General features: G+C 45.5%; 19 protein-coding genes and 1 pseudogene. 7 read left to right on the plus strand and 13 right to left on the minus strand.

Annotated features, from left to right (window positions below; all coding sequences use genetic code 11):
- Window positions 1–12 precede the first annotated feature (12 nt).
- A complete protein-coding gene (locus tag NYR53_RS21840; protein ID WP_261301271.1) occupies window positions 13–1,815 on the minus strand; it encodes an ABC transporter ATP-binding protein in 1,803 nt (600 codons plus the stop codon).
- Window positions 1,787–3,553: an ABC transporter ATP-binding protein gene (locus NYR53_RS21845; protein ID WP_261301272.1), complete on the minus strand. Its 1,767-nt coding sequence runs from the start codon at window positions 3,551–3,553 to the stop codon at window positions 1,787–1,789. Before NYR53_RS21845 ends, NYR53_RS21840 begins: the two co-directional genes overlap by 29 nt.
- Window positions 3,554–3,737: 184 nt before the next feature.
- On the opposite strand from NYR53_RS21845, the gene NYR53_RS21850 reads away from it, so the two are divergent.
- A complete protein-coding gene (locus NYR53_RS21850) occupies window positions 3,738–3,944 on the plus strand; it encodes a YrzA family protein (RefSeq protein WP_047673864.1) in 207 nt (68 codons plus the stop codon).
- Window positions 3,945–4,242: 298 nt separating this feature from the next.
- On the opposite strand, the gene NYR53_RS21855 is transcribed toward NYR53_RS21850, so the two are convergent.
- The 7 genes and pseudogenes from NYR53_RS21855 to NYR53_RS21885 form a co-directional block, all read right to left on the minus strand.
- Window positions 4,243–4,485, minus strand: a complete 243-nt coding sequence (locus NYR53_RS21855; protein WP_261301273.1) for an HPr family phosphocarrier protein — start codon at window positions 4,483–4,485, stop codon at window positions 4,243–4,245.
- Between the two features lie 27 nt (window positions 4,486–4,512).
- Window positions 4,513–5,205 (minus strand): TerC family protein, encoded by a 693-nt coding sequence (locus NYR53_RS21860; RefSeq protein WP_261301274.1) that lies wholly within the window; start codon window positions 5,203–5,205, stop codon window positions 4,513–4,515.
- 6 nt (window positions 5,206–5,211) lie between these two features.
- A pseudogene (locus NYR53_RS21865) lies at window positions 5,212–5,508 on the minus strand (hypothetical protein); the annotation flags it as partial.
- A 76-nt stretch (window positions 5,509–5,584) separates the two neighbouring features.
- The gene (locus NYR53_RS21870; RefSeq protein WP_261301275.1) at window positions 5,585–6,508 is read right to left on the minus strand and encodes an AEC family transporter; all 924 of its coding nucleotides are present in this window, start codon (window positions 6,506–6,508) and stop codon (window positions 5,585–5,587) included.
- A gap of 94 nt (window positions 6,509–6,602) precedes the next feature.
- Window positions 6,603–8,129 (minus strand): tripartite tricarboxylate transporter permease, encoded by a 1,527-nt coding sequence (locus NYR53_RS21875; RefSeq protein WP_261301276.1) that lies wholly within the window; start codon window positions 8,127–8,129, stop codon window positions 6,603–6,605.
- A gap of 55 nt (window positions 8,130–8,184) precedes the next feature.
- Window positions 8,185–8,643 (minus strand): tripartite tricarboxylate transporter TctB family protein, encoded by a 459-nt coding sequence (locus NYR53_RS21880; protein WP_261301277.1) that lies wholly within the window; start codon window positions 8,641–8,643, stop codon window positions 8,185–8,187.
- A gap of 75 nt (window positions 8,644–8,718) precedes the next feature.
- On the minus strand, window positions 8,719–9,786 hold the full coding sequence (locus NYR53_RS21885) for a Bug family tripartite tricarboxylate transporter substrate binding protein (RefSeq protein ID WP_261301278.1): 1,068 nt from the start codon (window positions 9,784–9,786) through the stop codon (window positions 8,719–8,721).
- 225 nt (window positions 9,787–10,011) lie between these two features.
- On the opposite strand from NYR53_RS21885, the gene NYR53_RS21890 reads away from it, so the two are divergent.
- Window positions 10,012–11,643: an ATP-binding protein gene (locus NYR53_RS21890; protein ID WP_261301279.1), complete on the plus strand. Its 1,632-nt coding sequence runs from the start codon at window positions 10,012–10,014 to the stop codon at window positions 11,641–11,643.
- On the plus strand, window positions 11,618–12,331 hold the full coding sequence (locus tag NYR53_RS21895) for a DUF977 family protein (protein WP_261301280.1): 714 nt from the start codon (window positions 11,618–11,620) through the stop codon (window positions 12,329–12,331). Before NYR53_RS21890 ends, NYR53_RS21895 begins: the two co-directional genes overlap by 26 nt.
- Before the next feature lie 234 nt (window positions 12,332–12,565).
- Here the strand turns inward: NYR53_RS21895 and NYR53_RS21900 are convergent, their stop codons facing one another.
- Complete coding sequence (locus NYR53_RS21900) at window positions 12,566–15,553, minus strand: family 78 glycoside hydrolase catalytic domain (RefSeq protein WP_261301281.1); 2,988 nt, start codon at window positions 15,551–15,553, stop codon at window positions 12,566–12,568.
- A gap of 130 nt (window positions 15,554–15,683) precedes the next feature.
- On the opposite strand from NYR53_RS21900, the gene NYR53_RS21905 reads away from it, so the two are divergent.
- Window positions 15,684–16,562 (plus strand): helix-turn-helix domain-containing protein, encoded by an 879-nt coding sequence (locus tag NYR53_RS21905; RefSeq protein ID WP_261301282.1) that lies wholly within the window; start codon window positions 15,684–15,686, stop codon window positions 16,560–16,562.
- 45 nt (window positions 16,563–16,607) lie between these two features.
- On the opposite strand, the gene NYR53_RS21910 is transcribed toward NYR53_RS21905, so the two are convergent.
- The gene (locus NYR53_RS21910) at window positions 16,608–17,567 is read right to left on the minus strand and encodes an alpha/beta fold hydrolase (RefSeq protein ID WP_261301283.1); all 960 of its coding nucleotides are present in this window, start codon (window positions 17,565–17,567) and stop codon (window positions 16,608–16,610) included.
- Between the two features lie 24 nt (window positions 17,568–17,591).
- Window positions 17,592–19,253, minus strand: a complete 1,662-nt coding sequence (locus tag NYR53_RS21915; RefSeq protein ID WP_261301284.1) for a hypothetical protein — start codon at window positions 19,251–19,253, stop codon at window positions 17,592–17,594.
- A 241-nt stretch (window positions 19,254–19,494) separates the two neighbouring features.
- Between NYR53_RS21915 and NYR53_RS21920 the strand changes: the two genes are divergently transcribed.
- From NYR53_RS21920 to NYR53_RS21930, 3 genes are read left to right on the plus strand one after another with little or no spacing between them, the layout of a single operon-like run.
- Entirely contained in the window at window positions 19,495–20,520 is a 1,026-nt protein-coding gene (locus tag NYR53_RS21920; protein ID WP_261306478.1) for a methionine ABC transporter ATP-binding protein, read from the plus strand.
- Window positions 20,517–21,179, plus strand: coding sequence for a methionine ABC transporter permease (locus tag NYR53_RS21925; protein ID WP_437180061.1), 663 nt, complete (start codon window positions 20,517–20,519; stop codon window positions 21,177–21,179). The genes NYR53_RS21920 and NYR53_RS21925 overlap by 4 nt, the downstream gene beginning before the upstream one ends.
- A 28-nt stretch (window positions 21,180–21,207) precedes the next feature.
- Window positions 21,208–22,056, plus strand: a complete 849-nt coding sequence (locus NYR53_RS21930) for a MetQ/NlpA family ABC transporter substrate-binding protein (protein ID WP_261301285.1) — start codon at window positions 21,208–21,210, stop codon at window positions 22,054–22,056.
- A gap of 49 nt (window positions 22,057–22,105) precedes the next feature.
- Here NYR53_RS21930 and NYR53_RS21935 read toward each other — a convergent pair whose 3' ends face one another.
- Entirely contained in the window at window positions 22,106–22,948 is an 843-nt protein-coding gene (locus NYR53_RS21935; protein ID WP_261301286.1) for a YitT family protein, read from the minus strand.
- Between the last annotated feature and the right edge of the window lie 502 nt (window positions 22,949–23,450).

Below are 23,450 nucleotides of genomic sequence, written 5' to 3' on the forward strand. Positions count from 1 at the left end.
TGCGCATTCATGCTAAGAAATGGTTTGTGCAGAATCCATATTCCCTTGTGAATGCAGATATAACTGCTCGTAATAGCCACGGAGCGCAAGTAATTGAGCGTGATTCCCTTCTTCAACAATTTTCCCATGACTCATCACAATGATGCGGTTAGCATGCATAATGGTCGAGATGCGATGCGCGATGACAAGTGTCGTTCTTCCTTCAGCAACGACCTGCAGCGCAGATTGAATCAACTGCTCCGTTTGGGAGTCCAAATTCGCTGTCGCTTCATCAAGAATCAGTACTTTCGGCTTGAATACGATAATTCGCGCGAATGAGATCAGCTGTCTCTCTCCTGCGGAAAGCCCGCTTCCTCTCTCGGATATGCGTGTTTCATAACCATCCTTCATTCGTGAAATAAGATTGTCTGCCCCAACCATCCGGCATGCCTCAATTACTTCCTCACGCGTTATGCTTTCATCGAACATCCGCACATTATCCAGAATACTGCCTGCGTATAAGTACGGTTCCTGCTGTACAAGTCCTACCATTCGGTGTAAATCAGCCTGCGGGATATCCCGCAGATCCGTGCCATCAATGCGAATACTTCCTTCCTGCACATCATAAAAGCGGCAAAGCAAACTAATCAGCGAGCTTTTACCAGCGCCCGTCGTCCCAACAATACCGATCATTTCGCCCGGCTCAATATGAAGCTCTAAATCCTCGATAACTGCTGTATCTTTCAAATAACCAAAATGCACATGATTGAAATGTATGTCCCCCTTCACATCGGACAACGAAAGCGGCGACACGCCTTCCTTATCTTTTACTTCCGGTTGAATAGAGAAGATATTCCAAATTCGATTGACAGATACCGTCGTAGATTGAAGAGTATTCCACTGCTGCGTAATGTTATTAATCGGTTGAAAAAACTGCCGGATATACGTTATAAAAGCATACAATACACCGAATTCAATCGTTTTATCAAAAACGGCCATACCGCCAATCCAAGTGATAAAGGCTACCGATAAATTTCCCAAAATATCAAAGGAGCGATTGAACAAAACATTGGTTCGAATTTCTCTCAAATTAGCACGAAAATACCCTAGATTTTTCTCCGTAAAGCGATTCATCTGTTCCTTCTCTTGATGAAAAGCCTGAATGAGATGCATCCCAGATAAATTCTCAGCGGCAAAAGCAACCATTTGAGACAGCTGCGTCCTCGAGAGCTGATACGTTTTGCGCATATATCTGCGAAAACTGACCGCTATGAGAAGAATGATTGGGATCACGATCATACTGTACAGCGTTAGCTGAGGGTCTAGATGGTACATCAGCACGATGATGAATACGAGCGTCATACTATCGCGTACCAGGCTAAGAAGAACCTGCGTAAAAAACTGATTCAGCGTTTCCGTGTCACTAGAAACATGCGTAATCAGGCTGCCGCTTGGCGTCCGGTCATAATAAGACATCGACTGCTTAAAGATGTGTTCGAATAAATCCTTGCGAATTTTGGCGACGATGCTTTGCCCGGCAAACTGCAATAAATTGTTCTGCAAATAACTGAAAAATAAACTGCTGATAGACAGACCTGCATAAAACAAGCATATGAGCAGCAGTGAGCGATAATCATTTTTCCCAATCATCAAATTATCATCAATCGCGATTTTAACCAGATAAGGCTGAAGCAAGTCCGCAGCTATCCCCAGTAACGCGCAAAATAAAACAGCTGCAAAGGTGAACCTGTGCGGTTTGGCATAAGCAGATAAAGCACGAAAAGAAGATCGCGTCTTCTGCCGCTCCTCACTGCTTTTGTTGCTCCGTATGGGCATCGTCGCTACCTCCCTCTTGTATCGCATGAAGCTCGGCGTACAATCCTTCTTGCGCAATTAGCTCTTCGTGCGTACCGCGCTGCACAATCCTGCCTTCATGAAGCACGATAATCTCATCCGTATGCTTCAGTGCGGAGATCCGATGAGCAATCCAAATGGTCGTTTTGTTCGATCTCTCTTTACGAATTGTATCGATAATATGCCTCTCCGTTACAGAGTCTACAGCGCTTACACTATCATCTAAAATCATCAAAGGAGAATCCTTAATGATCCCTCTGGCTAAGCTTGTTCGTTGACGCTGCCCACCCGATAAGGTGACACCGCGCTCACCCAGCTTCGTCTCAAACTTTTCAGGAAATGACGTTATGCTGGAGAGGATTTGCGCTTTTTTGGCAGCCCGCTCAACCTGTTCTAAGGGTGATTCTCTTTTATAAAAGGCGATGTTATCCCGAATGGTCGTGCTAAACAAGAAACCCTCTTGAGGAACGTAAGCGATTTGATTACGCAGGCTTTCTAATGTCACATCGCGAATATCCGTATCCCCGATCCATACCGTTCCCTCCGGCGGGTCGTATATTCTAAGCATCAGCTTCACCAAGGTCGATTTGCCACTGCCTGTTTTCCCGATAATGCCAATGGATTTACCTGGTTCAATCGTTAATGTAATGTCATGAAGCACTTCGTCTTCGTCATCTGGATAAGCAAAGGACAAATGTTCAATCCGAATTCCTTCGTGATCGAGATCGGATATTTGCGCAAGCTCCTTTTGCACAATTTCGGATTTCAAATCGAGCAGCTCATTCATTCGTTCAAGCGAAGCTCGAGAACGCTGCATGGCATTAATGACGCGGCCAATTTGCTGTAAAGGGTTTACCATCATCCGTATGTATAGCGTTAATTCAACGAAATTGCCGATCGTAATCCTCCCTTGAATGGTCAAATAGCCCCCAAAAGCAATCGCGATGATCAGCGATATTGCGCCCAGAAACGGAATAAGTGCTTCAAATAAGGATGATAGCCGAACGAGCCTCAATTGGTTGTCACGAATCCGATCTACCGTTTCACTGAACCTACGAACCATGATCGGTTCCACCGCAAATTTCTTGGCTACCCGGATACCGCCGAATTGCTCCTCGGCCGACTCCGTCATTTTACCTAATGCTTCTTGTACCTGTAAGGAATGCTTTTTAATAATAGGCTGAAATCGAACAGTTAGAACTGGAATAAGCAATAAGGGCAATATGCAGATGAGAATTAAATAGAGCGGGATCGAACTGAACAGCATCATAAGAATGACAGCCGTGATCAAAATCGCAGAGTTTACCACATGGTTAATCCCCATGGAGATCGATTCTCGAATGACAGTGACATCATTCATCACGTAACTCAGCAGCTTACCAACGCCGTTTTTCGAGTAAAATGTTGCGCCCAGCTGTGTGAAATGGTTAAACAAGCGGTTTCTTGAAACAAACTCGAAGCGTCTTCCATTACGCATGATCATGTACTGACCAATCGCTGTTAAAACACCGAATGTAACACCGATCATTAGCAGTTTTAGACTGTAGTCAATAATAAGAGATTTGCTCAAACGTTCTTGCTGCAGCTGATCTGTAAATATGCCTAACAGTTTGGGGTAGTAAGAGTGAACAATGTTACCTAAAGAAATGGACAATGCGGCTACAACGTACAACGGCCATTTCTCTTTGAAGAAATCAACCAATAACCGTGTAGACTTCAAAACGACATCACTTCCTACTACAAGTTTGTCTAGCAAATGAGGTATTCCCGATCCATTGCAACATGCGGTCATGTATTCCCTTACAGTATACGCCTATTCACATGTACTTCCTATATCAGATATTGACGTTATAATAAGAGAAGTTGTCTTAAGTTTACAATTTAGCCTGGAGAGGAGTAAGATCATGGACTTTATTTTGGATCGTATCGATAATAAAATCGAGTTTTTTCAAGCTTATGATATGAAGACGCTGGAACGGCAAATCAACGAGCAAATCGATAACAACAAAGCTTTATTGCTTGACGTCTTCGCGATTCAGCATCACATCGTGTTCGATCCGAACGCTGGTAAAATGCTGTACAGTGCGGTTGTGCATTTTAAGGTGAAGTAATGAAGAATAGCCTGGGGTCTAGGCCTCAGGTCTCGTGGTGAACATACTAGCGCATCCATAATCCCTTAACACGCAAAAAGGTAGATTTTTCGATGAATAACGCATTCTAGTTCCTTTTGTTACTCTCGATGTTGTACTTTTTACAACAACTTGCTCTCTTATGCCTTGCCATGAACAGAAAAATTGGGATAGAAAAAACCTTCAACTCCACCTTATAAGTGGTGTTGAAGGTTTTTTTGTTCCAAGTCTGGGATGCCTCACTTGGTGGTGCAATCGGAATTGCACTTGGGTGTTATGTCTAATCTTCGCTTAGCGGTAGCCCATGTTTATTAAATAGCTCCTCCATTGCATGTTTAGCCTCAGCTTCATCGGGCCCATGAATTTCGAGCTGGTAAACTTGGTTGCTGAATAGCGTTATACTCAGACCAAGAATGCTTTTCACATCAATGAAACGAGTCCCAACCTTGAGAACGATGCTCGATTTATATTGGTTAGCCAGCTGATTTATCTCTACGATTGCTTTTGTTTCCAAACCACCCATAGCAATTCCTCCAAAACTATATTTTTATTATCCTGCCAAATCTCCTTGAATGGACTCCTCTTTTTGCTTTTTTTGCATTAGCTTGCCTACAACGATTACTGCTACAGTAAGCAAAACAGGGAGAACGAAATGCATCGCTGGATGCACCGATTCCATTTGGGAAGCGATTACTCTATCGCTCATGATCATTTCCCCCGATGTGTAGCCCAGTAAACCAACGCCAAGCACAACAATGATTGGAAAACGGTTCATTAACTTCATTAAAAGCTGACTTCCCCAAATGATCAAAGGAATACTGATGCCAAGTCCTAAAGCAATCAGCAGGAACTGACCGTTAGCCGCCCCGGCCACAGCGAGGACGTTGTCCAGACTCATTACCAGATCGGCGATAAGGATCGTTTTGATGGCTGCGCCAAGGTGCTGGCTGGAAGAAATATGATCTTCCGCTTCCTCATTTTTCATTAGCTTTAAGGCGATCCAGATCAGCATGATGCCGCCAATCACTTGTACGAATGGAATTTGGAGCATCCATACGGCAACAAAAGTAAGTACCACTCGAAGGACGATAGCTCCAAAGCTGCCGAAGAAGATCGCTTTTTTCTGCTGTTCTACAGGCAAATTCCGGCATGCCAAGGCGATAACTACCGCGTTATCGCCACTTAAGATGATGTTAATAATGATAATTTTAAATAATCCGAGTAAAAGCCATTCCAGTTCCATATTAAATTATACTTCCTTTCTAATTGTTTTCTGGGTGTACATTCCGGGCCGCTTGCTCTGATGTCCGAACTCACGGGGAATTCTTCTAGCCACTCCCGTTTCCAAAGCAGCCAAAATAACAGCTTCCCGTATCCGTCTGACGACCTTCTGATTAAATACGCTCGGAATGATATACAGCTTGTTCAACTCTTGAGGTGAGACAACCGAGGCGATAGCCGCGGAAGCAGCTAGCTTCATTTCCTCATTGATGGTAGTCACTCGGCAATCCAGGGCAGCTCGGAAGTTACCCGGAAAGCATAGGACCTGCAATGAACCCGAAAGCAACATCTGGTGTATACACGCGAGATAGATCGTCCCGATTCTGAATCGGCACTTTAGGCTAAAATAATAGTTTCGATACATACACGACTACGGCAACAGTCAAGCTGCTGAACAAAGTAGAAAGCAGTACCACTTGAGCTGCGTATTCCGGGTGATTCCCGTATTCTAATGCAAATACCGCGCTGTTCCTTGAGGTGGGAAACGAGCTGGCGATAAACAATGCTTGTGCCGTTGTACCTTCTAAATGAAGCAGTAAAATTAAAATTAATGCTAGGATCGGGGAGACAACTAGTCTTCCAATCAGACTGAAGATAAGTACGCTGCTTAGCCTCCTAAACTGCAAGTAAGCACTCTGTGCACCTAGCGTCACTAATGCTATAGCAAGGAAGGCGTTAGATACATTTTGGAGTGGATGCCATATGAATGCCGGGATTGGAATCGCCAGAACATGCATCAGAAGCCCCAATACAAATGCATGTATCATGGGATTTTTCAAAAGCTCCCGCAGCATCTTCTGCCCCTGATTATGAGCGGAAACGGCATTCGCCAATCCAAATGTGTTAGTTAACAAGTTTTGATAGATGGTTACAATGACTTGAACAGACAAGCCGACCGGGTTCCCCTGAAACACGAGCTGTGACACCGGTAAACCGAAATTACCAGAGTTGCTAAGTACGACACTATTCGAATAGCTAGAGGACAAACTTTTATCAAATTTAGCCAGCTTTGCTGTTCCTGCGCTCAACGCGATTAGAGCAATGCTTTGGAGAAGCAAAAAGCTAACGATTTGCAGCAGCGTACTCCACTCCAGCTTACTTTGATAAATATTCGTAAACGAGACGGCTGGAAGTAAGAAATACGCATTGAGCTTAGACAGTGTATGCATATCAAAATGAAAAACACGATGCATAAAAGCCCCTGCTCCAATTAATAAAAATACAGGTACAATAACATTGAGTACGATAAGATAAAGTACATCCATTAGATTTCACTCCATGAAATGAAACCCCTAGTCTACCGATAGAGGCTGATTGGCATCAGATCTCCACCCAGCAACATAGGGGCTTTCGTCCAGCTTATGCTTCTTCGTTTACAAGAACATTTTTGCCTCTCATCTTCAAGATTAACGGGATCGTCAACCATAAGAAGCCAATGATCAAGAAAGCGAGGGAAACAGGTTTTTGTAGGAAAATCATGAAATCTCCATTCGAAATGGTCAACGCTCTGCGCATGTTATTTTCCAGCATCGGTCCAAGAATAAGACCAAGTACCAGTGGTGCTAACGGGTAATCGTTTTTCGATAAGAAGTACCCAACAAGACCGCAGCCCATAATTAGTAGCAAATCAAACGTTGAATATTGAACCGCGTAGACACCGAATACAGAAAACACAATAATTAATGGAATCAAATATTTCGTTGGTGTCTCAATAACTTTGGCAAACACTTTAACGAGCGGCATATTCAGAATAAGCAGCATCAGGTTGCCTACAAACATACTGGCTATAACGCCCCATGCAAGCTGCGGGTGATCTTGGAATAACAAAGGACCTGGTTGCACATTGTACATAATGAAAGCACCCATCAGAATAGCCGTCGTACCAGATGAAGGGATGCCGAGTGTCAGAAGTGGAATCATTGCGCCGCCTGACGCCGCATTATTCGCAGCTTCCGGAGAAGCCACCCCTTCAATGGCACCCTTCCCGAATTTCTCGGGATTTTTACTGATTTTCTTTTCTACAATGTAAGCGAAAAAGGAGGCTAGAATCGCACCGGCTCCTGGCAATAGCCCGATGAAAAATCCAAGAACTGAACCGCGGGCAATCGGTCCTGCGCTATCTTTCATATCCTGCTTGGTTGGCAGGATTCGATTGATTTTGGCTAATTCACCATCGTTTCCTTCACGCTGTAGAATGGTCTTGAATACTTCACCGACAGCGAAAGTACCTACGGCCACGGTAAGGAATTCCAAGCCCTGATAGAGCTCCGGAATATTAAATGTAAATCGTTCAACGCCGGATACATTATCAATCCCAATCGTTGCGAGCAGCAGACCGAAAGCTGTCATCATTAAAGCTTTGACCATGGATTTGCCAGCTAGACCGCTGATTGCGAGTAAGCCGAGAACCATGAGGGAGAAATATTCGGCAGGACCAAACTTGATCGCAACTGCCGATAATGGCCTAGCTAGAAAGATAAGGCCTATTAGGGAAATAATGCCGGCCGCAAAGGAGCCGATCGCCGAAATCGCAAGTGCTGCCCCGGCTCTGCCTTGTTTGGCCATTTGATAACCATCTAAGGTCGTTACTACGGAAGAAGATTCTCCCGGTGTATTCAGCAGGATAGAAGTCGTCGAACCTCCGTACATCGCTCCATAATAGACACCAGCGAGCAGAATAATGGAACTCGTCGCGGCTTCTTCAGGACCTAATCCTGCGGTCATAGTCGCTGTAATCGGGATTAAGAGAGCTACACCGCTCATAGGTCCAATCCCGGGTAGGACACCTACCACTGTACCAATTAATACGCCTAGAAAAACAAACACGACATTGTGCCACTGCATTGCAGTACCCAAGCCATGAAGCACATAATCAATCGTGCCCATTTCAATAACCTCCTTAGAGCTTGCTTTTTAGCAAACCCACTGCATAAGCGATATCTTAGAAGCCTAACCAACTTGGGAATCCAGGAAGAGAACCATCCAACACGTTCACATACAAATAGTAAACACCACAGGAAAAAGCAATTGATATCACCAGTGAAACCCAAACTCTACCTTTTTGCATCGTTTGGAACCCAATCATTAAAAAGAGAAATGTGGAGATGACGAATCCGACATCTTCGAGAAATAATGCATAAAGGACTGCTGCAACAAAAATGATGCCAAATCTTTTGTAATCTAAATCTTCTTTATGTCTTTTCGCTTGCTGCTTGCGGAACGAATCATAAATAAGACGAATGCTCATTAGCGCTAAGAAAGCTCCCAGCATCATTGGGAATATATTCGCGCCTACGTTACTGCCATATGCACTTGTTGAAATGCTTCTGCTGCCGATCACAAATGTGGTGCCGATAGCAAAAAAAACGATGCCTGCATAACGGTCAAACATGGTATTCATCTGCCTTCTCAACCTCCCGCCCTTCGTGCATGGGAAGAAGCCGAATTCGCTTCTCCCCAGCATCCCAAGGCTCTCTTATTTCTGCATACCCAAAGCTGTCAACATATCTTTCAATTGCGTTTCTTGCTGACCTAGGAAAGCTTTGAAATCATCCGCTTTTTTATAGTCTGTTTCCCAGTTGTTTGCAGTCATTTCTTTTTTCCATGTATCGGACTCAACCATTTTCTTGATCGTATCTTCCCAGAATTTCTTCGCACCAGCATCCATATTCTTCGGTCCGAAGAAGCCGCGCCAGATCAAGAACTCAGCATCAACACCTTGTTCTTTCATCGTTGGAACATCTTTCATGCTGCCACCAAGCCGCCCTGGAGCTGCTACCGCGAGCACTCTGATCTTGCCAGCTTTCACATACTGATCCAAGGAAGATGCATCAGTTCCAAGTACATCTGCATTCCCGCCTAGTAAAGCTGTTACTGCTTCTCCGCCGCCATCATAAGATACGTATTTCACCTTTTTCGGGTCGATACCGTATTTAAAAGCAGGAAGAATGGAAACCAAGTGATCCATGGAGCCAGGTGCAGAACCGCCAGCGACCGTCAATTTCGTAGGATCCGCTTTCAAATCATCCAGTAGTGATTTCAAATCTTTATATTTCGAGTTTGCCGCAACCGCAATTGCGCCATAATCCTTCGTCAATTGAGCAAGTGGCGTTGTATCTGTGTAACCGTATGGCGTGTTGCCTTCTTTTTTCAGATGGTTAATGAGAATCGGCGGCGAGCTTACAAACAATTTGTAATTGTCTTTCACATCTTTCGTCGCGTATTCGGCTAAGAAAACTGCTCCGCCTCCGCCCGGTTTATTTTCTACCGAAACTGGCTTATCGAGTGCTTTCGTTTCTGACAATACTTTAGCAATCGTACGAGCCGTCATATCCCAACCGCCGCCTGCACCGGATGGCGCGATGATACTCAGCGCTTTTTCTGGATATTTGGATGCCGCTTGTGCTGGTGCTGTTGTTTCTTTGGCCTTGTCACCTGTTGTGTCTGTTGGTTTAGCTGCCCCATTACCGCATGCCGCCAAGGAGATTGCTAATAAACTGATCGATGTTACTTTCCAAGATGCTGCCAATACATTTTTTATCAAATGAAACCCCTCCAACTTTTTGGTTTTGTATGTGTATCCGCTTTCTTTGAAGCGCTTTCAGAATATCACCTGAATAGAAAATTGAAAAGTTTAACAAGATTAATTATAATAACGTCGTTTTGGGCATTTTGTTCATATTGTTCACGGTAGCTTCGACGCGTTTTCCCTCAAAATGAGAGCGCTTTATGATACAATACTAGCAAAAACGGGGGGCTTTAACTCGGAATGAGGCTGCAAACCAAGCTAATCTTGATTATTTGTTCATTGCTTGTCTTCATCATCCTAAGTCTAGGCGGCATTTTCTATTACTTAATGACTTCCGCCCTTGAGGATCAGATTGGCACACGCGCCTTGAAGGTAGCCGAAACAGTGGCTAGTATGCCTGAAATCAGACATGCCTTTCAATTAAACGATCCCTCGGCTGTTATTCAACCCATAGCGGAAACGATACGTGAGAAAATAGATGCGGAATACATCGTTGTTGGGAACCGCGAAGGTATCCGTTATTCGCATCCCCTGCCTGACCGAATAGGCAAAGAAATGGTTGGGGGAGATAACGGTCCCGTTCTTGAAGGGCAATCCATTATTTCCAAGGCAATTGGGTCTCTGGGTCCCTCCCTCCGCGGGAAAGCTCCAGTATTTGGCGACAATGGCCACGTGATTGGTATCGTATCCGTTGGCTTCCTGACAGAGGACATTGCACATATTACCACTGCGTATCAAACACGAATTGAGATGATCTCATTGATCGTTCTCGTCGTTGGACTTGTCGGCTCCGTCCTCATCGCTAATAACGTAAGGCGTTCCATTCATGGCTTGGAGCCCAAGGAAATCGGCGCCTTATATACCGAAAAGAAGGCGATTCTAGAATCCATTCGCGAAGGCATTATTGCTGTTAACCGTGAGGGTGTTATAACGATGGCAAACCGCTATGCGCTTCAGCTGCTGCAGCTGCCTGTCACGGCAAAAATTACTGGAAGACAAATTGAAGACGTTATACCAAATACGAGATTGTATGAAGTCGTTCGTTCGGGTAAAGCCGAATTTGACCATGAAATGCTCATTGGCGACCATGAGGTTATTGTGAATCGGGTACCGATAATTGAGCGAAAACTAGGCGTGACGGGTGCAGTTTCGAGCTTTCGCAGCAAATCAGAGCTGTATCGATTGGCCGAAGAACTGTCTCAAGTCAAACGCTTTGCAGAAGCGCTTCGCGCACAAACGCATGAATTTTCGAACAAGCTGTACGTCATCTCCGGGCTAATCCAGCTCGAATCGTATCAAGAAGCGGTCGAACTTATCTCTCGGGAGGCCGATGTGCATCAGAATTGGGTACAATTCATTATGCGAGAAATCCCCGATCCCATGATTGGCGGGCTGCTTATTGGCAAATTTAATCATGCACAGGAATTAAAAATAACGTTCGAAATTGATCACGAAAGCTCATTCAGCGATATCCCGGCTAAGATTGATCGAAATATGCTTGTTACCATCATTGGTAACCTTGTTGACAATGCTATGGAAGCGGTACTTGCTGGTGGCGATCATACGGAGCCTTATGTGAAGTTGTTTCTAACCGACCTTGGAGAGGATCTTATCATTGAATGCGAGGATCGAGGCGTAGGCATTCCTGAGGAAACGAGTATGGCTGTTTTTGAAAAAGGTTTTTCGACCAAAGAGGGGGAACACCGCGGCATTGGTCTCACTTTGGTCCAGCATGCTGTCGGAAAGTTGAGTGGGTACATTACCTTTCATAAAAACCCCGCTGGCGGCACCATTTTCACCGTTGCGATTCCCAAGATCCCTGATCTCAAAGAAAGGAGTCTGCCCCATGGAACACCAGAATCAAACCGTTGAAGTATTGATTGTAGAAGACGATGTGAAAATTGCCGAGATTAACAGACGATTCATAGAAAAAGTGGAAGGATTCCACGTTGTTGGTATCGCCACGGATGTGGGTCAAGCCAAGGAACAGTTGGAAATCCTGACTCCGCATCTCGTCCTGCTCGATGTCTACTTACCGGGTGCCAACGGCTTAGAGATGCTTTCCTTTATTCGGCAGCATTACCGGGAAACAGACGTCATTATGATCACAGCTGCCAAAGAAATAGACGCCATTCGTGACGCTATACGGAGCGGTGCGTTTGATTATATCATTAAGCCGCTCGTCTTTAATCGGCTTCAAGAAACGCTATTGCGCTATCTGAATTTCCATCGTGAACTGAGCCGGATGAACGAAAGCGGCATGATCAATCAGAGCGATGTTGATCGCCTTATGTCTGGAACCTCCAAGAAGGAAACCAACTTAGACACCTCTTTCCTGCCCAAAGGAATTGATAAGCTCACGTTAGTAAAAATCGTGCAAGCGATTTCGAGCGCATCTGGCGGCTTGACCGCTGATCAAATCGCCAAAGAAATTGGTGTCAGCCGCTCCACCGGCCGCCGTTATCTCGAGCACTTAGTCAGCTCAGGCGATTTATACGCCGACTTGTCTTATGGTGTGGTCGGTCGGCCAGAGCGGGTGTACCGGAGGAAAAATGCTTGATTACAGGTGTTGAGCCTCGTAGACCGTGGCTGCATCGCTGAATCTAGCGTAACTAGGAACGGAATGTTTTTTTCGGTCTTCTCAGCTGGATTTAGCTGCTTTTTCACCTTTGAGAAGTATTTTTTGGTCCTCTAAGCTCAATTTCCCGTCCAATACAACCCCACCTTGGATCTGAGACGTCCCTTTCGGTCTTCTCAGCTGGATCGCCGGCCACAACAGCCGGCGTCTATAACGTCACACCTCGTGACGCTCCACGATGCCGTCCATGCCGTCCGGGATGCGGATCTCCACATCCACGCTGCGCGGCGCCCAAACCTGCAGCCGCATCACGCGTCCGTCCTCCTCGAGTCGCCAAGCGACATCGATGCGTCCCTCCTGCGGCAGCGGAACAGTGCCCCTCGCCCACTGCAAATCCGCCGGCTGCGGGGCAACAACGACCTTCCGCCAGCCTTTGTCGGCGGGCGTAACTCCAAGCACATGTGCGCCAAGGAAATAGCCCGGCGCTGCCGACCACGCATGACAATGACTGCGCGTCAGCATGTCAGGGTTCGCTCTATTCTCCGTGAAATTCGGATACATTTCCCAGCAGGTCGTGGCGTCATAGTCAATCATTTGACCAAAATGCTGCCGCATATCTTTGATCATCCGATCTATACCGATGCTGCCCATTTTTGCGAGTGCCTCATAATAAAAGAAGGACATAAACGGACTGCCGATTTGAACAAAATCCGTCGGTGGAGCGAACAAATAGGTTTTCATCTGCTCAGCACGCTCTCCCTCAGCGACACCGCACAAGTACGCAATAACCTGCGTCTGCATACTAAAAACAGTCGAAGCCTGGCCATTCACATGGATACAATCCAAGTATGCCTCACGCTCCTCGCTCCATAAATGTTTGTTAATGGCTTGGCTCAGCCGAAGCGCTTTCCCTTCATACTCAGCTGCTTCACGCTCATCGCCTACGGCTTTGGCCAACTCTGCTGCGCTGCGCAGGGTTTTGACCAAAATCATATTCTGGTGGGTGACGACCCCATTGTTCGGCTGATCAATCGGTGCCCAGTCCAGCAGATTCCAGCCTTTTATGAACAACAATCCGCGATCATCAAGCTTTTGTTCATAATGCTCAAGGGTATAACGAATATGCGGCCATAAGTCTTTCGCAAACACCTCGTCTCCTGTATGCTCGTAATATTCACAGCTAGCCAGAGCCCAGAAAAACGTCCAGTTCGGAATAACACTGCTCCAACCACTAGGAACTTGATCCACATATAAAGGTGTTTGGGTTCTGGAACCAGGCACCAGCCGCAAACAACGCTCAACAATGTCCGTGGCTCCGAACACGTAATAATTAACTAAAGCCTCGTTCCGGCTGTCCCCCACCCAGAAAACCTGCTCATAAGCGGGACAATCAACGAACGTATCCTCCATACAAAGGCGGGTTGTATGCTTACTAATCTGCCATATATCGTTCAAAAGCGCATCAGAGCTCTGAAACTTGCCTATCTCTGCTATTGGATAATTACTTTGAAGCAGCTGAACGCCGTACATTTTGACTGCTCTAGCAGCATTCCTTACCGTAACCATCAAATAGCGGAATCCTCTCCGCACATAAGAGGTATACGATTGACGTCCTTCTGAGCACGTGTAACGCAGCGTATTATCTAAATCGAACGTATCTTGACGCCACCCGTCGCGCATGTATTCGTAGCCATAGAAATCTAGGATGGTTCCTTCAGCGGCATCAACTTCAAACTGTATAAAGCCAGATAATTCACGGCCAAAATCAAAAATGATTTCCGTATCCGCACCCTCATATCTCGGCAATATGGCAGGATTCACACTAGGGATAACTGCCTGCTGCAAAGGGTAAGGCACAGCTTGCGTCAGGACTTCCTTTTTCCAGACACTAAGCGCAAAGATAGAGCCCCTGCTCACTAATTCCAGTGGGAAGGGTCGAATCCAATTCATATAACGGCTCAAATCCATTGCACTAGCAATGCTGCGGATCTCCACATACGTGTTAAAAGCGGGAATGGCATCCGCAGCTAATTCATCCTTCAGTTCATCATTCAGTCCATCCCCCACTGAAAAAGCGCCATATATATCGTATGGATGCAAAGAGTCACTGCTTTCCTGGTGATCTATGTATTCAAAAGATGTAAACGGACCAATTGAAATAAATGGTGCATGTTCGCCGCCTGCCTCTCCTAACGGAGAGACGACCTCAAAATAAGCATCGCAATCCATGCCCAACTGCAGCGTTCGGCCATGATCAACGCCGGTCGTTTCCAACAAGATGAAATTGTCGCCTGCATTCAGCTCTATCTCAGCATACCTTTCCGGCAAAACACCCGTATAACGCTCCGCATCCAGCCATTCTCCATTCACACTACAACCCTTCACAGTGCTCGGTTGAACGATTCCTATCACAGCTTTTACTGCCTTCTCGGTTCTCACAACCGTTGCTATATACCCAGCAAATCCCACTGGATTCGCATGATTCACACTCTCTGGCACCATTTGATTGCGGACATCAATCGATGCCGTCCATGCTGCAGGCTTTACCCGATTAAGGGATTCGATACGAACCGGCCATACGACTTCTTCTGTAAGGAATGGAATATCTCTCGGTACAAGCTTGCTCCAAGGCTCAATACCAACAGCCCCAACAATAGCGACTTGATCCCATGCAGAATCATCGTAGTCTGGCAAATACCAATCCGATCTCCAAGCGCTCGCATCCATCCGCTCAGCAAAGCCTTGCTGACATGACATACGCCCGGAGCGGCTATCATATCCATGATGCAGCGAGGTTTTCCAGTTTTCATCCGTCACTAACTCTACGACAGAATTACCTTCATGCTCACTTTCCACCTGCACTAATAAACCGCCGCGTCCGCGCAAATAGTAGAAATTGGACACACCAAAATGCAGCACCATGACCCCAATCACATTAGGCCGTCCTTTGTGCAGCAAATGTCCAATTTCATATGTATCATAGGACTGCTCAAATGGCCATGAACGAACAGGGCCTCTTCCCACTTTGGTTCCATTTACAAATAAAGCGTATCGTGAATCAGCAGTTATAGATAACTTTGCTGCTCCCCAGCCTTTAGCGCCCACATCAAATGTCTTTCTGAAACAACGCCACTCATTTCGCGGACTTGCTTCACCATTCCCCCAAACCCATTGAGCTTGCCAGTCAATTTCTAATTGTCTCATGTCGGTTGCCTCCACCAAAAATAATGATTGTTACTTCCATGCCTTTATTTTATGATGAGAGCGCACTCATTTTTAGGGTTAATTCCGACATTCATTAGGGTCTTAATTGACATCATAGGAGTAGAACGAAATGACCATTAAGCGTAGCATTATCGAAACGCCCGGCGATCAATTCTTCCTTCCGGAGCTTCCACTTTACGTCAACCGAGTTCACGAATCATTTGAAATGCTGCAGCATACGCACGATTTCATTGAAATTAGCTATGTAGCTGAGGGCAATGGTGCACATTACATCGACAATACCTCATTACCCGTATCCAAAGGAGATCTCTTTTTCATTCCGGTTGGCGTCTCCCATGTGTTCCGCCCATCATCTGTGGCTCAGAAAAATAACCTTGTGGTTTACAATTGCATTTTCACCCAGGAATGGTTGAACCAATTATTTCACTTGCAATTGAGTGGCAATAAAGATGACTTCTACGTCCTATTCATGCAGGCAACCAAACACGCAGCTTGGCTTTCTTTTAAAGAACGCAATGGGGAATTCCAGCCTCTTTTTGAACGATTGCATTTCGAATATAACGCCCATCGGAGCGGTTTTATGACGATTTTACAAACATGTGTGGCACAGCTTCTTGTATACATGTATCGTTCCAAACTGGATTTCACACCCGAAGCGTCCAAAGCTAATCTTCAGGACTTAGATAGTCTACTCGCCCATATTCGCGGGCATTGCAGCAGCCCAATCTCGCTCACGGAAGCTGCCTCCAGACTGTCGATCAGCGAGCGTCAGCTTCATCGCCAGCTTAAAAAGCATACGGGGATGTCCTTCATGGAGTACGTGCAGCACGCGCGAATTGAAGCCTGTTGTCAGCAATTAAGAACGAACGATCATAAGATTAGCGATGTTGCTGCAAATGTCGGCTATCAGGATATGAAATTTTTTAACCATCTGTTTAAAAAAATGACCGGCGTCACGCCTAGCCAGTACCGACAGCAGCATAGATAAACAAAAAATGCCCCTCCATCACGAAGATGTGAGAGGCATTTTATTTTAAAGGCCCAACATAAATTGCAAGGTTTTATCGCTGAAGCCAGGTAAACCTTCATGACCATAATCCGGGTACAACTCAAATTCCTTTTTCGACTTGATTTTGTTATAAGCAGCGAACTGCGTGGAAGGCGGGCATACAGTGTCGCTAAGTCCAACGGCCATCAGTACTTCACCTTGAATGCGATTTGCTAGATTCTGAATGTCAATATAGCCCAGCTTCGTGAATATTTCATCTTCGCGTTTGTGCTGTGGATCATGACGGCGGAAGAAGTCCTTCAGCTCCTGGTAGGCATCCTTCGCCAAATCCATTTCCCATACGCGCTTATAATCGCTAAGGAATGGATAAACTGGCGCTAACCGCTTAATGCGAGGCTCGAGTGCCGCACATGCGATCGTCAAGGCGCCACCTTGAGAGCCACCCAATGCGCCTACACGTTCGGGATCAACCTCTGGCATACTCATCGCAATGCCGGCGAGTTGAGCCGTATCTAAGAAAATATCCCGATACAACAATTGATCCGGGTGATCATCTAAGCCGCGAACGATATGGCCGCGAAGGGTCGTCCCTTTAACTCCTCCCGTATCTTCCGATAAACCGCCTTGACCACGGCAATCCATGGAAAAGAACGAGTAGCCTAGAGCGGCATACGCTAATTTACCTGACCAATCGCCTGAGCTTCCAGAGTAACCATGGAATTCAACGATAGCTGGATGAGGCTTATCTGCATGTTTAGGACGAACATATTTGGCATAAATACGAGCCCCTTTGACACCCGTAAAATAGAGATCAAAACATTCGGCGTAAGGCACTTGAAAATCACTCGGACGAAGTTCGATTTGAGGATCGACTGCCTTCATTTCAGCAAGAGCCCGCTCCCAATAAGAATCGAAATCTTCAGGGCGGGGATTAAGTCCTTCATAAGTAACTAGCTTGTCTAATGGAAAATCAAATAATGGCATGTCAAATCCTCTTTTCTATTATTTTCATGCGACCGTATAGCTGGAGAAATCAACAGCCTCGCCATTTACAAGTCTGATAATCTTCCTATCACTATGTAAGCCACTGCTTAAAACCATCGTTTCATCCTTCAAATTCGTATAGGTAATTTGCAAATCGTCCTCGCTGGACAGGGTATAAACGGGTTGTTTCTGCTTCATCACACTCGCAAATTGCTGTATATCCCTTATCTGGAGAGTTTCAGCTGTTCGCTGGTCGATACACTCGACAACTACGGAATTCGATCTTCCTTTGCTTGTAACAACGGATCGATCTTCGCGTACTTCCCTTTGAAAGGACTGCTGCACATAAACAGCTATGTAAACATGACCACATAATCCAAACAGTCCGTTTGGTTCCTCTACCCAATCTCCTTCAGGCAGACATCCCATGATAAATTCAGGCTGACCAACTGGAATTTGATAAGAAGCGATCAATGCATTTTGATGAAAAAGCACTTCTGAAAATTCACTTTGATGACGTAAATCTCCTTCTGCATAGCCTTGACCTGGGTGAAAAAAATACAAATGATTTACACCCTGGACCGCCTCCAACGGAAGGGCTACATCCCAGCGATGTTGTTCATTATCAAACTCCTGTACGCGCTCCCACATACCACCTATTGCAAAGTTTTCTGTGATATATACATAACTGTGCAGCACATCGTTATCGTTAACAGCTAGAGCTGCTTGTTTGGGAACTTTGCGAATAACTTCTACCGGATTCGTACGTTGTAAGGCTGAACGCCGAACTTCTGACGAGGCTTCATAGGCAATAAAACCTGCATATTCGGTTCGAGGCATGTACTCCGGTAATGTGAAATCGCCAAACTGAACATAATCGTGCAGCACATTGGTGTCCCTTGGCATATCATGCGGCCATATCCGTGAATGCGGGCCCACCCATGCCCCTCCCAGATAGTACGTCGAGCGAACCTCCCAGAGGTAGTCCAATAGTCGAGCCAATTCCGCTTTGATTTCTGCATCCTTCATAAGCTCCCAAGCGCACGTAAAAGCCTGCATCCAGTGCCAGAACCAAGGTAATCCCCCATATTCCGACATGCCTATCGAAGTAACCCGATTCAGCGTATTGCGCAAGCTTTGGAAGCCATCCTCAAGCAATGCCGTATCCTCATAAAGCTGTCCGAAAATAAGCTTAGCTGCTGTATATTTCGCTTCATGATGGTTGTAATGCTCTAATGGTTTACGATAGAAGTTGCTTCTATAAATATGCAGCAGCGCTATAGCTAATAAGTTTCGCAAGGATTCACTCAAATTGTCTGAATAGCGTTGATAGAAATAAACCATCAAACTCCCCATTAATTCAACAGGAAGTGTATTTTTCGGTGCTTCTTGCGGAGTAGGTCTTAGATGTAAGGGGAAGTGACCATAAGTTACACTCTCTTGATTCTGGTCCTGGAGTTCCAGCACATGAGACAGGATGCCCTCAGCCTTGATCTTAGCTTGTACGCGATCTCCGTCAAAAGGGATTGTTTCTTCCTGAGAAGCTGCAAATAAATAAGAAGCATAGTAAAAATTATCTCGGATATCGTGTTGAAATAATAATCCGCTGTTTAAAATAGGCTGCTTGAATGCCGCTTCAGCAATTCTGGACTTCATCTCATTTTGGCGTTGTTGCAAATTTGTCAATTTTGTCACCTCCTTAACAAAAATTTCAAAAATGCCGATTTACGCCTTATTTAAGCGCAATCTTACAAAATTGAAACGGTTAACCTCAGTTTATATGTTAATAATTGGAGCGTCAATGCAAAGTAAACATTCGTTTTCCATATTTTAGACGTTGCATCCTCTTGCAATTTCTTATAAAATGATCTACCGTTGGTCAAAATATATCATCACCAATATTTGCATGGAATAGGAGGTATTCATCCTGATTCATATCGAAAATTTACAAAAAGTATATGAGGATATACCGGGACGCGTACCGGCCATCCAGCAGATCCATTTACATATCGATCGCGGAGAAATATTCGGCATCATCGGACACTCCGGTGCAGGAAAGAGTACATTACTGCGTTGTGTAAATCTACTGGAGCGACCATCCTCTGGCAGCATTCACATTGATGGGGAAGAAATGACAAAGTTGGATTCTCGCCAGCTGCAAACGAAACGCCGCAAAATCGGGATGATTTTCCAACATTTTAATCTCCTCTCTTCATCGACCATTGCCGAAAATATTGCCTTTCCTCTGAAATTGGCTGGGATGGGGCATGGGGCGATTCAAGCGCGAATTAAGGAGCTGCTCGATTTAGTCGGTCTTCAGGAACACGCGCATAAGTATCCAAGCCAGCTCTCAGGCGGACAGAAGCAGCGTGTCGGTATTGCAAGAGCTTTGGCCAATCATCCGGATATTCTGCTCTGCGACGAAGCGACCTCAGCGCTTGATCCTCAGACAACGAATGCCATTCTTGCGCTGCTTCTCGATATCAATCGAAAGCTTGGCATTACGATCCTGCTCATCACACATGAGATGCAGGTCATTCGTGCGATCTGCGACCGTGTTGCTGTGATGGAGAAAGGCTTGATCGTTGAAACCGGGAAAGTGCTCGATGTATTCCTGAAGCCTCAGCATGCGGTTACGAAGGAGTTCGTTGGACAAGTTTCTGATTTCGCACAAAGTTCAGATCCGGATCCGGTGGTGAACCAGGGAGAAAAGCATGGTACGGTGATTCGGATTACCTACATCGGTGCCAAAACATATGAGCCGATCTTGTTCGAAACCGTCAAGTCGACGAATGTGTCCTTTGCCATCCTTCAGGGGACTATTTCTTCCATGAAAAGTGTACCCTACGGTCAATTGGTTGTGGAATTAACAGGCGGACACCAAGAAGAAATCGATTCTGTGATTGCCAAACTTGAGCAAGAAGGAATCGACGTGGAGGTGCTCAACGCATGAATATGACCTGGGACATTAACTGGACCGAAATTATGAAAGCAACTGGCGATACACTCGTCATGCTGGGATGGTCGCTCTTATTCACCGTCATCATTGGCATGGCACTGGGCATCATTTTATTTCTTACCTCCAAAGGGCAGCTGCTGCAAAATCTGCCGCTTTACGGAGTGCTCTCGCTGATCGTGAACATCCTGCGCTCTGTGCCTTTCGTGATTCTGATGATCTCGGTATTTCCGATCACGAAGGCCATCGTGCATACAACCATCGGCGTACAGGGCGCGATCCCGCCTCTCGTTATCGCCGCCGCGCCGTTTCTCGCGCGGCTGGTTGAAACCGCGCTGCGCGAGATCGACAGCGGCGTCATTGAAGCCGCGCAATCGATGGGCGCTACGCCGTGGCAAATCGTCTGGCGCGTCCTGATGCCGGAAGCGCGCCCGGGTCTGATCTCAGCCGTCACCGTGACGGCTGTTGCCCTGCTCTCCTACTCCGCCATGTCAGGCGTCGTTGGCGGCGGCGGGCTTGGCGATCTCTCGCTCCGTTACGGCTACATGCGGTTCCGTACCGATATCATGATCGTGACCGTCGTCATTCTCGTTCTATTCGTTCAGCTCCTGCAAATGCTAGGAGATCGAATGGTCGCTAAATTCAACCGCAAATAAAACACATTATATCGGAGGTAATCTCATCATGAAGAAACTTACGCTATCATTAATGGCTGTATTCGTAGTGCTTGCTCTTGCAGCTTGCGGACAGAAAGCCGCTGAAACGCCTGCAAGCTCGGCACCTGCTGCCTCTACTACGCCAGCTGCTGCAAAAGAAGTTACACTGAAAGTCGGTGCCTCTTCCGTCCCTCATGCCGAAATACTGAATAGCCTTAAAGACAAAATGAAGGCACAAGGCGTGAAGCTTGAAGTTATTGAGTTTAATGATTATGTTCAACCGAACGTGCAAGTGTTTGAAAAACAATTGGACGCTAACTTTTTCCAACATCAGCCTTACCTGGACCAATACAATGCGGATAAGAAGCAAAACCTCGTAAAAGTAGTTGGCGTGCACATCGAACCATTCGGTGCTTACTCACAGAAAGTGAAATCCGCTGCTGAATTGAAAGATGGCTCTTCAGTTGCTATTCCTAACGATCCTTCTAATGTCGGCCGTGCGCTTGCGTTGATGGAGAAAAACGGTTTGATTAAACTAAAAGACGGCGTTGGCATCAAAGGTACAGTTAAAGATATCGTAGAAAACACTAAGAAACTTCAAATCAAAGAATTAGACCCTGCCATGCTGCCACGTACGATCGGTGAGTTTGATTTGGCTCTAATCAATACCAACTACGCTCTTCAAGCGAATCTAAATCCAACGAAAGACGCTTTGTTCATCGAGGATAAAAATTCACCTTACGTAAACATCGTCGTTTCCCGTCCGGACAACAAAGATTCCGAAGCCATGCAAAAGCTTGCTAAGGAACTGAACTCCACTGACACGAAAAAGTTCATCGAAGATAAATACAAAGGCGCTATCGTGCCTGCGTTCTAATCAAACTAAAAAAACAGTCCGCCCCTTTTTGCAGGGACGGGCTGTTTTTTTATTCATCATGCGTAGCGAACCCTTTCCCAACCACTTCCCTCACATCACTGAATGTAACGAAAGCGGTTGGATCAACGCGATGTACAATTGTTTTCAGTTTGATGATTTCTTTGCGGCTTACGATACAATAAATCACTTCTCTGTGTTTACCTGTATAGCCGCCTCTTCCTTCAAGGAATGTAACCCCTCTATTTAATTCCGTCATAATCTTATTTGCTGTCAGATCTGGGAGGGCCGTTATAATAAAAGCTGCTCGCCCGCCGGAGGCACCCTCCAGCACAAAATCAATGACTCTAGCTCCAACGATAATCGCAACTAACGTATACATCGCACGCGTGAGATCCAAATAAATCAAAGATAACAGTAGAATGATGAAATCTATTGCTAGTATAGTCTTCGCGATCCCTATCCCATAATGCTTTTGCATCAGACGTGCAATGATATCTGTCCCCTCTGTCATCCCTTCGAAACGGAATACAATGCCAAAACCTAGTCCAACAATCCCTCCCGCGTATAACGAAGCTAACAAAGGGTCAGGCATTGGCATGGAAAAGCTCTCGAACAACCACAAAAACAGTGAAACCGATAGCATCCCTACGACTGTGTAAATGAAACTAATGCGTCCGAGCATTTTCCACCCGATAAGAATAAGCGGAATATTAATGAGTAGATTCGTCCATGCCGGGTTCCATCCGAGCACATATTTGAGCAAAAGAGCAAGGCCGGTAATCCCCCCTTCTGCCAGTCCGTTTGCAAGATTGAAATAATTGATACCAAAAGCAATGATGGCAGAACCTCCAATAATGGCAGCTATATTCATCCATTTCATTCTAATAAGCATGATAATCCTCCTCTATAGGTAATGTTCATAAGAAACCGGCCAACCTAGCCAGATTCGTCCAGCCTCGACCTGCAAATCGTACATCTTATTTTAGAAGATTTGCTGTTTTTAAGGTGTTTACCTGTAAAACCTGCATCTTATTTGCTCGAAAAGCGCCAAAAGCGAATAAAGTGTTCGATTTAGAGGTATCATTTGCAGGTCAACTCCTATAATTCTCCTATTGTGTGCTTTTTCATGAATGAAATGCAGGTTGTTCATCCGCTAACATAAGATAGTTACGGAAACTATGAATTCCCTGACTTTCCATCCTCAAATGAAAAAAGACCGAAAAAGCGTGCACGATTGCAGGCATTTACGAGATTTGAGCTATTTAAAGAAAAAAAGCATGTACAATCTGCAGGTTTACCAAAACCAAAGTCACGCCTTCTCGTTAAAGTTCGCTCCAGTCCAAACCCTAAGCATAAAACACATAAATTATCTATTAAAAAAGACTCCCGCCAAA

This window comes from Paenibacillus andongensis, assembly GCF_025369935.1.
GTDB lineage: Bacteria > Bacillota > Bacilli > Paenibacillales > NBRC-103111 > Paenibacillus_E > Paenibacillus_E andongensis.